This window comes from Enterobacter asburiae (assembly GCF_001521715.1).
Taxonomy (GTDB): domain Bacteria; phylum Pseudomonadota; class Gammaproteobacteria; order Enterobacterales; family Enterobacteriaceae; genus Enterobacter; species Enterobacter asburiae.
In genome coordinates, this window is record NZ_CP011863.1 from 1,005,555 (window position 1) to 1,018,388 (window position 12,834).

The window sequence follows — 12,834 nt, forward strand, 5'->3', positions numbered from 1 at the left end:
CTTATTTTTGCAGCGCCTGGCTGAGGTCGGCAATCAGGTCTTTGGGATCTTCAATCCCGACCGACAGACGGATCAGCTGCGGCACAATGCCGTTTGCCAGGCGTTGCTCCAGCGGTATCGAGGCGTGCGTCATGCTGTAAGGCTGGCTCACCAGACTTTCCACGCCGCCGAGGCTTTCCGCGAGGGTGAACAGCTTCAGGTTGCGAATCACCTCGGCGGCGCGTTGCGCATCGCCTTTTACCACGACGGAAATCATCCCACCGGGCAGGGCCATCTGCGTGCGGGCAAGCTGATACTGTGGATGCGATTCCAGGCCGGGATAGAACACCTTTTCGACCAGAGGATGCTGATCCAGCCATTGCGCAATCGCCAGCGCGTTGGTGCTGTGCTTTTCTACCCTCAACGCAAGCGTGCGAATACCGCGCAGCGTCAGGAAGCTGCTGAACGGATCCAGGACGCCGCCCACCGCGTTTTGCAGATAGCCCAGCTTATCGGCCAGTTCCCTGTTGTCCCCGACAATCGCCAGCCCGGCCACCACGTCAGAGTGGCCGTTCAGGTATTTGGTGGCGGAGTGCACCACGATATCGAAACCCGACTCCAGCGGACGGTGGATCACCGGTGACGCGAAGGTGTTATCCGCCACGCTGATGACGTTATGACGACGGGCGATCGCCGCAATGGCTGCCAGATCTGCCAGCTTCAGCAGCGGGTTGGTTGGCGTTTCGACCCATACCATGCGGGTATCCGGGCGAATGGCGGCCTCAAGCCCGGCCAGGTCGTCCGGTTTAACCCAGCTGACCTGCAGGCCGGTGCTGCGCTTGCGCACGTTTTCAATCAGGCGGTACGTCCCGCCGTAAACGTCATCAATGGCGACGATATGGCTGTCTTTGTCCAGCAGTTCGAGCACCGTGGAGATGGCCGCCAGACCGGAGGCGAAGGCGTAGCCGCGCGTGCCGCCTTCCAGTTCGGCGATGGCGGTTTCCAGCGCGTGGCGGGTAGGGTTGCCGCTGCGGGAATACTCATAGCCGGTATGCTCGCCGGGTGACGGTTGCGCAAACGTTGAGGTGGCGTAAATCGGCGGCATGACGGCGCCGTGCTGGTCGTTGAACTCGCCGCTGTGTACGCTCAGGGTAGCCAGGTTTTTCATCATCGATTCCTTTATTGCTGAAGACGGTTGCGCCAGGCGGTCAGAACGTCGCTGCGCGTAATCAGACCGAGAAAACGGTCGTTGTCATTAATCACGGCCACCAGACCGCGGTCGAAGATGGCGTTCAGGGCGCTTTCCGGGGCGTGTTTATCAAGAAACTCCACCTGACGCGTCATGGCTGCCGTCACCGGAAGCGCGAAGCGGTCGCCGTCGCCGCCGATGTGCCGCAGGAGATCCCACTCGTCGATAATGCCCACCACCTTGCCGTTCTCCAGCACCGGCAGCTGGGAGATGTCATACAGGCGCATGCGTGCCAGTACGGTGGAGAGCGTATCGTCCGGGGCGGCGGTAACGGTGGCGCCTTCATCGTGGCGCAGGGCGATGTAGTCGGAGAGATCGCCGGCCTGAGGGCGCGTAATGAGCCCTTGCTGACGCATCCAGTCGTCGTTGAACATCTTCGAGAGATACTTATTGCCGCTGTCGCAGGCGAAGGTCACCACGCGCTTCGGCGCGGTCTGCGCCTGGCAATATTTCAGCGCGGCCGCCAGCAGCGTGCCGCTGGAGGAGCCCGCCAGAATGCCTACCGTTTTCAGCAGATCGCGCGCGGTGGTGAAGGCCTCGCGGTCGGTGATGCGCCAGGCGCGATTCACCCCTTCGATGTGGGCCAGCGGTGGAATAAAGTCTTCGCCAATACCCTCAACCAGCCAGGAGCCCGCGTCGTGGTAGCGTCCGGTTTCAACCTGGTCTGCGAGAACCGATCCGGCCGGGTCTGCCAGGACAAACTCCGTGTGCGGAGAGTGCTCGGCGAACCACACCTGCAGGCCGCCCAGGGTACCGCCTGAGCCGACGCCCACCACGATGGCGTCGATCTGGCCGTCAAGCTGCTCGTACAGTTCCGGTGCCGTGGTGGTGCGGTGCGCCAGCGGGTTGGCTTCGTTATTGAACTGGTCGATGTAAAACGCGCCGGGCAGCTCGTTGGCCAGGCGCTGGGCGTAATCCTGGTAGTAGGCAGGGTGGCCTTTGTTAACGTCGGAGCGGGTCAGCACCACCTGGGCACCCAGCGCGCGCAGGTGGAAAATCTTCTCGCGGCTCATTTTGTCCGGCACCACCAGGATCAGCGAGTAGCCTTTCTGGGCGGCAATCAGGGCCAGGCCGAGACCGGTATTTCCCGCCGTTGCCTCAATAATCGTGCCGCCCGGCTTCAGCTGGCCGGTACGCTCCGCTTCGTTAATCATCGACAGCGCAACGCGATCCTTAATAGAGCCGCCCGGATTCTGGTTTTCCAGCTTCAGGAACAGCGAGCAGGGGCCGGTATCAAGCTTGTGCAGCTGGATAAGCGGGGTACGGCCAATCAGTTCGGTGACGGAGTGGTAAATCGTCATGATGTTTTCCTTTCTGGATGTCATGACGGGATGATAGAGCGGCGAAATTTTCGCAATAAAGAACCATTCACTGCTCTTTAGAACAGAAAAGAATATAAATGCCATATTTGGATGTCAGGACAGCAAGACGTAAAGTTGTCTGGATGTGAGGATGGCTATATCGGCATGAAATGCTGAAAAAATGACCGTTTTTAGCGGGCATCTACCAGCAGATATGCATCCGGCAGATAATCATTGCTGAAATTGGTCTAAATGCTTCCCACCCTGTAAATCCGCTGTTTATTTCCCAAAGTTATAACAAATTCTTTTTTGTTCATTTGAAAGCTGATCGCGCCTGTTTACTATCGTTTGGACATCCATACTGCTAAACAGCCATGCGCGAAACGGATAAAGAATAAGAATGATCGTACTCAGGAATATTTCGAAGGTTTTTGACAACGGAAAGGTCGCGCTGACTGCCGTTGATAACGTCAATTTGACGATAGAGCAGGGACAGATTTACGGAATTATTGGCTACAGCGGCGCCGGGAAAAGCACGCTGATTCGTCTGCTGAACGGCCTGGAAAAACCCAGCGCCGGAAGCGTGACCATTAACGGGCAGGATATCTCTGCCGCAAAGGGTGAAGCGCTGCGCCAGGCGCGTCTGAAAATCAGCATGGTGTTCCAGCACTTCAACCTGCTGTGGTCCCGCACGGTGAGCGAGAACATCGCTTTCTCGATGCAAATCGCCGGTGTGCCAAAAGCCAATATCAAGGCGCGCGTCGCCGAGCTGGTGGAGCTGGTAGGCCTGAAGGGGCGTGAGCATGCCTACCCGTCCCAGCTGAGCGGCGGGCAAAAGCAGCGCGTCGGTATTGCGCGCGCTTTGGCTAACAGCCCTGACGTGCTGCTCTGCGATGAAGCCACGTCCGCGCTAGACCCGCAGACCACCGATCAGATACTCGATCTGCTGCTGGATATTAACCGCCGCTTCAGGCTGACCATCGTGCTGATCACCCACGAGATGCACGTGGTGCGCAAAATCTGCGACCGCGTGGCGGTGATGGAGAACGGTAAAGTGGTGGAGGAGGGCGACGTGCTGAGCGTCTTTACCCATCCGCAGCAGCCGATTACCCAGCAGTTTGTCCGCCAGGTGAGCCAGTATGCCGAAGAGGAAACCTTCAATACCGAACTGGCAAACGATCTGGAAGGCACGGTCATCAGGCTGACCTTTACCGGGCATAGCACCCATAAGCCGATCGTGGGTGAACTGACCCTGCGCTACGGCCTGCCGTTTAACATCCTGCACGGGAAAATGACGCAAACCGCCCACGGCGTGTTTGGTCAGCTCTGGGTACATGTCGTGGCTTCCGATGAACAACTGAACAATATCCTCGCCGACCTGCAGCACAGCGATATTGAAGGCGAGGTGATTAAACATGGTTGAGAATCTCTTTCCGCATCTCAAGTGGGATCAGCTCTGGGCGGCGACGCTGGAGACGCTGTACATGACCGCGCTGTCCGGCGTGGCGACGTTTGTGCTGGGCATCGTGCTGGGGCTGGCGCTGTTTTTAACCGCGCGCGGCGGGCTGTTCCACAACCGCACGGTTTACAGCGTGATTTCGATTGTGGTGAACGTGTTCCGCTCTATTCCGTTCATCATTTTGATTGTCCTGCTGATCCCATTCACCAAGACCGTCGTCGGCACCATTCTTGGCGCCAACGCGGCGCTGCCGGCGCTGATTGTGGGCGCGGCACCGTTCTACGCACGCCTGGTGGAAATTGCCCTGCGTGAAGTGGATAAAGGCGTTATAGAAGCAACGCGCTCGATGGGCGCACGACTGAGCACGTTAGTGTTTCGGGTTTTACTGCCGGAATCATCACCCGCACTGGTATCGGGTATTACGGTGACGCTGATTGCGCTGGTGAGCTACAGCGCAATGGCGGGGGTGATTGGCGCCGGTGGTTTGGGAAATCTGGCTTATCTGGAAGGATTCCAGCGCAACCATGGTGACGTCACGCTGGTGGCAACGGTGACCATTCTGATCATCGTTTTCATTATCCAGTTCTGCGGCGATGTCATTACTTCACTGTTAGACAAAAGATAATCTCTAATAACACACAGGAACCACATCATGAAAAAAACACTGACACTGATCGCCGCCGCAACCCTGAGCGCCCTGAGCTTCGCCTCCTGGGCCGACACCCTGACCGTGGGCGCATCCAATACGCCGCACGCCGAAATTCTGGAGCAGGCTAAGCCGATTCTGGCGAAGCAGGGTATCGACCTGGAGATTAAACCGTTCCAGGACTACATTCTGCCGAACACCGCGCTGGCGGGTCATGACATCGACGCGAACTATTTCCAGCACATTCCTTACCTGAACAGCGTGCTGAAGGATCATGCGGGCGATAAAGACTACGATTTCGTCAGCGCGGGCGCGATCCACATTGAGCCAATCGGCATCTACTCCAAAAAATACAAGTCGCTGAAAGACCTGCCGGAAGGTGGCAAGATCATCATGCGTGACGCGGTTTCTGAAGAGGGGCGTATTCTCTCCATCTTTGAGAAAGAGGGCGTGATCAAGCTGAAGCCGGGCATCGATAAAGTGACCGCGCGCATCAGCGACATCGTTGAGAACCCGAAAAAGCTGAAGTTCACGCCGAACGTGGAAGCCTCTCTGCTGCCGCAGATGTACAACAACAACGAAGGTGATGCGGTAGTGATTAACGCCAACTACGCGATTGACGCCGGTCTGGATCCGGTTCACGACCCGATTGCGGTAGAGAGCGGTGAAAATAACCCGTACGCCAACATCATTACCGTGCATCGCGGTGACGAGAAGAAGAAAGATATCGTTGCGCTGGTGAACGTGCTGCACTCGAAAGAGATTCAGGACTGGATCCGCACCAAGTACAAAGGCGCGGTAATCCCAGTAAACAACTAATTTACTGATTTTTCAGATGAAGCCCGGCGAGACTCTCGCCGGGCTTCTTTTTTGTATCCGGCAGGAGAATCATTTAAGCTCAACGTTTAAAAGGCAATGGAGTGATGACGATGGGTAACGTGACCAAAGATGAAGCGCTGTACCAGGAGATGTGCCGGGTGGTCGGGAAGGTGGTGCTCGAGATGCGTGATTTAGGGCAGGAGCCAAAGCATATTGTCATTGCCGGAGTCCTGCGTACCGCGCTGGCGAACCAGCGCGTTAAACGCAGTGAACTGACAACCGAAGCGATGGAAACGGTGGTTAAAGCGCTGGCCGGGTAATGCGCCAGCGTTTCGCAAGCTGCTCGAGCGAGCAGCAGAGCAGGTAGTAGACCACGCCCGTAAAGATAAAAATGGCCGCCGGGTAGATTTGCACCCGGTTGTTGACCTGTCCCGCCACCGTGGTCAGCTCCGGTACGTTCACGATAAACGCCAGCGACGTATCCTTCAGCAGGCTGATAAAAATCCCCACCAGCGACGGCAGAATATTCCTCAGCGCCTGCGGCAGCAGCACGCGCAGGAGGGTTTGCTGCGTGCTGAATCCCTGAGACAGTGCGGCCTCATATTGTCCGGACGGTAGCGCGTTAAGCCCTGCCAGTACCGAGTGCATCACCGTTGCCGCGGTAAACCAGGCCAGGGCCAGCGTGACGGTCAGTGCCCCCGGCAGATCGCTTCCGGTCATAAGCGGCAGGAGATACCACATCCAGAAAATCACGAAGATGAGCGGGATACCGCGAATCAGCTCTGCCCACAAAAAGAGGGCCTTTCGCACGAGCCCGGTAAAGCGCCAGGCCAGACACGCGAGCGCTATCCCTCCGGGCAGAGCGATGATGGCGGCCCCGGCAGCCATCATTAACGAGAGCAATACGCCCCCCGGTTCACCCGTTGCCGCGCGTCCCCACAGCAGATAATCGAGGTTATCGGTGATGACGTTAAGTCCGGCAATCATGTTTTTCACTCCCTGAGGTGGCGACGTTTGGGCGTTTACGTTTCGCTTCAGGTCCGATGCGAACCAGCACTATCCCCATGACCAGGCCGGTCAGCAGATAGAGCGCGGTACCGAGGGTAAACGCCTCCAGCGCATGCGCGTTATAGCTCTCGATCTGTCTGACCTGATAGGTCAGCTCGGCAAAGCCAATTCCGCTTGCGAGCGAGGAGAGCTTCATCAGATTAAGGTACTGGCCCACGACCGGCTGCCAGGCGTTGGCCAGGCCCTGCGGCAGAAGGATGTAACGAAACAGACGCCACGCGGAGAATCCCTGAGCGAGCGCCGCCTCCCGCTGTCCGGCAGGCACGGAGCGTAAGCCCGACTCCACCTCTTCGATTAGAAACGCCGAGGTAAAGACGCCCAAACCCCAGGCAGAACATAAAAATTCGGGCGTAAACCACCAGACGTCGCCGGGCAGAATTGACCAGCTGTGATCCGCGTTCACCGCGTCGCGGAACGCCTGCGGTAGTCCGTTCCAGGCGGCAAAATACCAGAACAGCAGCTGCACCAGCAGCGGCGTATTGCGAAACAGCGACACCCAGCTGCTGACGACCGCGTTCCCGGGGCGTCCGCCGGAAAGGCGCAGAAGCATAAAGAGCAGTGCGAGCAGGCTGGCCAGCAGCATCCCGGCAAGCGTTACCCACAGGGTGGTGAGAAATCCGGAGAGAATCCACTGCAGAGGCTGTCCGGTCAGTACTCCCTGCCAGTCGAGCGCGGGCATTACAGATGCTCCTGATGCAGCGGGTTGAGCACCTTTTGCAGGAACCGCTGCGCGCGCGGATGCGACGGCTGGCTGAAAAACTGCGCCGGCGGCGCGGTTTCCAGAATTTGCCCACCGTCGATAAAGACAATCCGGTCGGCAATTTCCCGGGCAAACTGCATCTCGTGGGTCACCACGATCATCGTGATCCCGCTGTGGGCGAGGGCTTTCATCACGTACAGCACTTCACCAATCATCTCCGGATCCAGCGCGGAGGTGGGTTCATCGAACAGAATGATTTGCGGTGAAGAGGCGAGGGCGCGGGCAATCGCGACGCGCTGCTGCTGTCCACCGGAAAGCTCCGCCGGGAAATGGTGGGCTTTTTCCAGCATCCCGACCTTCTCCAGCAGGGCCAGCGCGCGCTCCCGGGCAGGCTGCGGCTTCCAGCCGTGAACGTGCTCCAGCGCCAGGGTGATGTTCTGGCTGGCGGTGAGGTGGGCGTAAAGATTGAACTGCTGGAACACAAACCCCACGCGGCTGCGCAGCTGGCGCAGCCCGCTACCGGAGAGCTTTCCGGTAGGCTTGTTGTCGACCAGAATCTCCCCGGCGCTCAGGGTTTCAAGCTGGTTGATGAGACGGATCAGGGTGGATTTACCGGAACCCGAAGGGCCGAGGATGGCGACCACTTCACCGGGCGTGATGGTGAGGTTAATGTCGTTTAAAACCTGATGGTCACCGTAGCGTTTGTCCGCATGACGAAACTCGACGCTGGCCTGTTCCAGATGTGAAAAATCCGCGGCACCGGCCGCGGAGTGTGAAAATAAACCTGAGAGCATAATTATCTGGCTTCTATTTTAAAGGCGCGAGGCTGTGGGGCAGGCGTGTTTGGGCCAAACCAGACGTCGTAAATTTTTGCTGCCTGACCGTTCTTCTCGAGATTAACCAGCTCGTCGTTAACGGCCTTCAACAGCGCGGTTTCACCTTTCTTCACCCCAACGCCAATCTCTTCTTTACTGAGCAGGTCGGGCAGGATTTTAAAGTTCGTTTTATCCGGCGCCTGCGCCAGCAGACCGGCCAGAATGGTGCTGTCCTGGGTGATGGCTTGCACGTTACCGTTGCGCAGTGCCGTCAGCGCCAGCGGAATATCGTCATACGAGAGCACGCGTGACTGCGGGAAACGCTGGTGCAGCGCCTGCTCGCCCGTCGTTCCTTTGACCGCGCCAATGCGCGCCCGGCTGTAGTCATCAAGCTTGTCCGGTGATTTAGCCGGAACCAGGAACTGCTGGCCGGTGACAAAGTAAGGGGTCGAGAAATCAATCACCTGCGCGCGTTCAGGGGTGATAGTAATATCCGCCACGATCAGGTCTGCTTTTCCGGACTGCAGCAGCGGAATACGGTTAGCCGGATTGGTGGCGACCAGTTGAAGCTTCACGCCGAGCGATTTTGCCAGCGCTTTGGCGAAGTCCACGTCATAACCCACGATCTCGTGCGTTTTGGCATCAATAGAGCCAAACGGCGGGTTGGCGTCAAATGTGGCCACTTTCACCACCCCTGCGGCCTTAATATCCGCCAGCTGATCGGCCTGTGCCTGCGCTGAAAGCAGGCTGCCCGCCGCCAGTAATCCCAGAACCAGTGTCCGTTTGGTAAACCCTTTCATGTTTGCTGCCATAGTCATTCGCCATCCCGTTGTTTTTGTTTTACCCCGCTACGCTCCCATAAGCGAAAGCTATCGCCAAATAAGAAATCGTTCTTTGCTATGAGCAAAAAAGCATTAGTGAACAAGGTGTTAATGAAGAGTGAAAAGAGCGGGATGCTATTTGCAAATCCTGCACATCGACAGTGGATTTTGGTATTTCCCCCGCGCGGCATTTGAGTGCTTAACTGAGGTCAGACACGGCGAGAGAGGGTAAGACGATGAAAAAATGGATCAGCACGTTACGGCGGTTTTTTGCGACCCGACCAGTGAATGCGGAGAACAGCGCGCAACGTGTTCTTGAGTCAATCCTGCCTGTCGCCAGCCTGTATGGCGTCGACGTTGCCAACATTGACCCGGAGTGGTTCCATGATAAAACGTCACGCTGAACTGCGCCGCACGCGCGAAACGTACTGGAACGAGGTGTGCGTGACGTTTAACGAGTGAAATAAAAAAGCACCGGGAAACCGGTGCTTTTTTATTAGATCTTGCAGGCGTCGCCGCAGTCGTCGTCGGCGACAATCGCCTGCGCTTTTTTGTCTGCATCGTCCAGACGTTCCGCATTACGCTCTTCGGCTTCATCCAGACCGTTAAAGACTAAGTTATCGAGATCAATTTCCATGTGGCACCTGCTCTGTTCAGTTTTTGATACTGGCACAGTATAGGGCAAAAAAAGCCAGCAATGTACCTCGCAGCACATAAGGATAATCCCTGCCATACTCAGTGCTTTATCGCTGAGGAGAGCACATGATTACACTCTGTAAAACCTGTGGAACAGCCTACGATACGCAGCCGGACCGATGTCCGATTTGTGAGGATGAGCGCCAGTACGTGCCCGCCACGGGCCAGGCGTGGACCGATCTCGACACCGTCACCGCCACGCATAGCAACAAATGGCAGCAGCTGGAGCCCCGGCTGTTCGGGATCAAAACGGTGCCCGCGTTTGCGATAAACCAGCGGGCGCTATTCCTGCAAACGCCCCACGGCAATATCCTCTGGGACTGCATCGCCAACCTCGACCCCGCAACCAAAGCGCTCGTTACCGCCCTCGGCGGCATCAGCGCAATTGCGATTTCACATCCGCACTATTACACCACGATGCAGGAGTGGGCTGCGGCGTTTGATGCGCCGGTGTACCTGCACGCCAGCGACAGAGAGTGGGTCATGCGCGACAGCCCGGCCATTCATTTCTGGGAGGGGGACGCGCTGGACGTTTTCCCGTCGGTCACCTTGCTGCGTCTGGGCGGGCATTTTGCCGGTGGAACCGTGCTGCACTGGCAGGAGGGGGATGGGGTACTGCTGGTGGGCGATATTCTGCAGGTCACGCCGGGTAAAGACGCCGTCTCGTTTATGTGGAGCTATCCGAATTATCTTCCGCTGCCGGCCCGCACCGTGGCGTCGGTGGTGAGTCATCTCGAAGGCAAAACCTTTGAACGTCTTTACGGCGCGTTCGAAGGGCAGAACATCCAGGCCAGTGCGGACGAGATTGTGCAGCGGTCGGGCCAGAAATATATTGCTTGTCTGAAGTAAACCACGATGGGTAAACTTTACGAGTGTGATCTCGATCATGCCTAAACTAAAACAGATAAAAGAGACATTGCTATGCAACATATCATTGAAGGTTTTCTCAGCTTTCAAAAAGAGATTTTCCCGCAACGTAAAGAACTCTTCCGCAGTTTAGCGTCCAGCCAGAATCCCAAAGCGCTGTTCATCTCATGCTCCGACAGCCGTCTGGTCCCGGAACTGGTCACCCAGCAAGAGCCAGGACAACTCTTTGTCATTCGTAATGCTGGCAACATCGTACCGCCTTTCGGGCCGGAGCCTGGCGGCGTGTCCGCTACTATCGAATACGCCGTGGTGGCGCTGGGCGTCACGGATATCGTGATTTGCGGTCACTCCAACTGTGGCGCGATGAAGGCGATTGCCGATAACGCGAACCTGGAGCCGATGCCTGCTGTGTCACACTGGCTGCGCTATTCCGACGCGGCGAAAGCCGTGGTAGAGAAGAAAACCTGGGATAAGCCGATCGATAAGGTCAATGCGATGGTGCAGGAGAACGTCTTTGCGCAGCTGAGCAACATTAAGACCCACCCGTCCGTCGCGGTGGGCCTGCGTAATAACTCCATCCGACTGCATGGCTGGGTGTACGACATTGAAAGCGGCAAAATTCTTGCCCTGGATAAAGAGACGAAAACCTTCGTTTCGCTGTCTGAAAACCCGGAAGTCTTCTTCGAGTAATCCGCGACAGCAGGGCATGGAAGCCCTGTCAGTTCTCGATATACGGTAATCTGCGCCGCGATCCCGACGCGGGTTTTTCCGCCGCTTTCGCCATTGCTTGCGCAATCTCTGCACACTCCGCCAGCCCCTGAACGAAGGGTCGATCGTGCATCAGCCACGGTATCGCGCCGAAGGCGATGCGACCGCGAACGGCGTCAGGCGCATTTAAGGTGTAATCCTCACCGACGTCCGGTATCTCTTCGCCCGTGGCTTCCAGCTGTTTGCGCAGCGTCGGAAAGGGCAAATCTTTCGTTTTGAGCGGCTTCTGCCCGCGTGCATCAATAAACACGTCGAAACGGTAAACGGTCTCTTCTGTGGTGATTACCGTGCGATCGCTGCTAACGTCCAGCGCGTAATCGTCACCGAGCGTCGCCACGCTGATGATGCCGGCTTCGCGAAGCGCGAGCAGCCTGCGGATAGACTGAGGAGGAATGGCCGCATAGTTGTCGATAAATACGCGGGCGAGGCCTTGCTTAAAGCGCTCTCTGTCCCGTTCGTTGAGGTGGGGAACAATCTCCTGAACCACCTCATGCAGCCGAAGCACGGTATAGCGCCAGGCTACGGTGCGCCGCTCGCGTTTGTTTCGCTCCACCTCGTTGAGATTCTCCTCCGCCCAGGTAAAGGGGCCGTGCCGTTTACGATCCTCAAACCAGGCCTCACGAATGCTGTCCGCATTCTGCTTATGCAGCGATATTTTCTCGCACCACGTCGGGTCAGCGAGCTGAAGCTCTTTGACCATCAGTGTAAAAATGCGGTCGAGCAGGCCATCCGATCCTTTGGCAATCTCGCTTTCAGCCGCGCCTTCGGTCAATACCGACAGCGGTTCGTAAGGGATAGGGCAGTAAAAATCGGCTTCCGGCAGAATGCCCGTCCGGGACATCAGGACAATCTTCAACGCGTCGCTGCCTTTATCCAGCACGAATTTATCATCACGAAATTCACCGTGCTGCATCACTACCGCCATGGCCGCGTCGAGACCGCTTAACGATGTCCCCATAATACCGACGCGGCAGGAAGGGATACTGGCGTCCATCAGACCGGACCACGGGCTTGGGAAGAACGTGCGCGTGGCTTCATCCTCTTCTGGCCAGACGTGGCCGGTGGCGATAACCGCAAGGTCGAATTGTTCGGGCAAGACGCTGCCGTTGACGGAAAGCGTAACGCCGGTTGTCGTGGGAATGATGTCAGTGACCTTCGCAGATTCATGGACATCAACGTGGAATTCCAGCCTTTTTGCCTCTTTTACGATGGAAAGAAAGCTGTCGCGAAAATACTCGCCCAGCAGGAGCCGGGGCAGGAACTGTCGGTCATGCAGGCGGGCTTTATCAACCTTAAAGCGCGCAAGATGGGCGTCACTCTGTTCCTTGAGCCAGTCGAGGTAGGTGATAAAAATGGGCGGGATTTCAATGCTCGCAATGTTCGCCAGCATCAGCCGGGAATTATCGTCGTCGTTATAGGGCATACCCACGCCAGCGTCTTCGGATTGTTCAAAGATGGAAACTGAGAGCGGCGCGCTGTTTTTAAGGAGATGATAAAAAGTATAAATCCCTGTGGGGCCGGAGCCGATAATCGCGATTTTCTTCATCGACGGTCTTCCTGTTTTTTTTCCATAAGAAAAGCGTAGCAGGAGAATAATGATGAAAATAAGGGATTAGGAAAATTCAGGATATCAGAAGAGGATTTGC

At 56.9% G+C, this 12,834-nt stretch carries 15 protein-coding genes; 7 read left to right on the forward strand and 8 right to left on the reverse strand.

Translation table 11 applies throughout. The annotated features are described in order from the left end of the window. Nucleotide 1 precedes the first annotated feature (1 nt). Nucleotides 2–1,147: a trans-sulfuration enzyme family protein gene (locus tag ACJ69_RS04955; protein WP_059346579.1), complete on the reverse strand. Its 1,146-nt coding sequence runs from the start codon at nt 1,145–1,147 to the stop codon at nt 2–4. A gap of 11 nt (nt 1,148–1,158) precedes the next feature. Then, nucleotides 1,159–2,529: a pyridoxal-phosphate dependent enzyme gene (locus tag ACJ69_RS04960; protein WP_059346581.1), complete on the reverse strand. Its 1,371-nt coding sequence runs from the start codon at nt 2,527–2,529 to the stop codon at nt 1,159–1,161. A gap of 400 nt (nt 2,530–2,929) precedes the next feature. On the opposite strand from ACJ69_RS04960, the gene ACJ69_RS04965 reads away from it, so the two are divergent. The 4 genes from ACJ69_RS04965 (at nt 2,930) to fumD (ending at nt 5,773) form a co-directional block, all read left to right on the forward strand. Then, nucleotides 2,930–3,952, forward strand: coding sequence for a methionine ABC transporter ATP-binding protein (locus ACJ69_RS04965; protein ID WP_029739782.1), 1,023 nt, complete (start codon nt 2,930–2,932; stop codon nt 3,950–3,952). Next, on the forward strand, nt 3,945–4,613 hold the full coding sequence (locus ACJ69_RS04970; protein WP_054829559.1) for a methionine ABC transporter permease: 669 nt from the start codon (nt 3,945–3,947) through the stop codon (nt 4,611–4,613). Before ACJ69_RS04965 ends, ACJ69_RS04970 begins: the two co-directional genes overlap by 8 nt. 27 nt (nt 4,614–4,640) lie before the next feature. Continuing rightward, nucleotides 4,641–5,453, forward strand: coding sequence for a MetQ/NlpA family ABC transporter substrate-binding protein (locus ACJ69_RS04975; RefSeq protein ID WP_008500616.1), 813 nt, complete (start codon nt 4,641–4,643; stop codon nt 5,451–5,453). Nucleotides 5,454–5,563: 110 nt separating this feature from the next. Further along, nucleotides 5,564–5,773 (forward strand): fumarate hydratase FumD, encoded by a 210-nt coding sequence (gene fumD / locus ACJ69_RS04980; RefSeq protein WP_008500615.1) that lies wholly within the window; start codon nt 5,564–5,566, stop codon nt 5,771–5,773. On the opposite strand, the gene ACJ69_RS04985 is transcribed toward fumD, so the two are convergent. Genes ACJ69_RS04985 through ACJ69_RS05000 form a run of 4 tightly spaced genes read right to left on the reverse strand, consistent with a single transcriptional unit; the run spans nt 5,754 to nt 8,848 of the window. After that, nucleotides 5,754–6,440, reverse strand: coding sequence for an amino acid ABC transporter permease (locus ACJ69_RS04985; RefSeq protein WP_059346583.1), 687 nt, complete (start codon nt 6,438–6,440; stop codon nt 5,754–5,756). The genes fumD and ACJ69_RS04985 overlap by 20 nt on opposite strands. Further along, entirely contained in the window at nt 6,424–7,200 is a 777-nt protein-coding gene (locus tag ACJ69_RS04990) for an amino acid ABC transporter permease (RefSeq protein ID WP_054829561.1), read from the reverse strand. Before ACJ69_RS04990 ends, ACJ69_RS04985 begins: the two co-directional genes overlap by 17 nt. Beyond that, nucleotides 7,200–8,015 (reverse strand): amino acid ABC transporter ATP-binding protein, encoded by an 816-nt coding sequence (locus tag ACJ69_RS04995; RefSeq protein WP_054829562.1) that lies wholly within the window; start codon nt 8,013–8,015, stop codon nt 7,200–7,202. Before ACJ69_RS04995 ends, ACJ69_RS04990 begins: the two co-directional genes overlap by 1 nt. Nucleotides 8,016–8,017: 2 nt before the next feature. Next, nucleotides 8,018–8,848: an ABC transporter substrate-binding protein gene (locus tag ACJ69_RS05000; RefSeq protein WP_167347084.1), complete on the reverse strand. Its 831-nt coding sequence runs from the start codon at nt 8,846–8,848 to the stop codon at nt 8,018–8,020. A 245-nt stretch (nt 8,849–9,093) separates the two neighbouring features. Between ACJ69_RS05000 and ACJ69_RS25440 the strand changes: the two genes are divergently transcribed. Next, a complete protein-coding gene (locus tag ACJ69_RS25440; protein WP_014831607.1) occupies nt 9,094–9,261 on the forward strand; it encodes a hypothetical protein in 168 nt (55 codons plus the stop codon). A 92-nt stretch (nt 9,262–9,353) separates the two neighbouring features. Here the strand turns inward: ACJ69_RS25440 and ACJ69_RS25155 are convergent, their stop codons facing one another. Then, nucleotides 9,354–9,494 (reverse strand): hypothetical protein, encoded by a 141-nt coding sequence (locus tag ACJ69_RS25155; RefSeq protein ID WP_003857665.1) that lies wholly within the window; start codon nt 9,492–9,494, stop codon nt 9,354–9,356. Nucleotides 9,495–9,619: 125 nt separating this feature from the next. Here ACJ69_RS25155 and ACJ69_RS05015 point away from each other — a divergent pair, with 125 nt between their 5' ends. Beyond that, nucleotides 9,620–10,402: an MBL fold metallo-hydrolase gene (locus ACJ69_RS05015; RefSeq protein ID WP_059346585.1), complete on the forward strand. Its 783-nt coding sequence runs from the start codon at nt 9,620–9,622 to the stop codon at nt 10,400–10,402. 72 nt (nt 10,403–10,474) lie between these two features. After that, a complete protein-coding gene (locus ACJ69_RS05020; protein ID WP_023335425.1) occupies nt 10,475–11,110 on the forward strand; it encodes a carbonic anhydrase in 636 nt (211 codons plus the stop codon). Between the two features lie 28 nt (nt 11,111–11,138). Here ACJ69_RS05020 and ACJ69_RS05025 read toward each other — a convergent pair whose 3' ends face one another. Further along, on the reverse strand, nt 11,139–12,734 hold the full coding sequence (locus ACJ69_RS05025; protein ID WP_059346587.1) for an FAD-NAD(P)-binding protein: 1,596 nt from the start codon (nt 12,732–12,734) through the stop codon (nt 11,139–11,141). Nucleotides 12,735–12,834 lie beyond the last annotated feature (100 nt).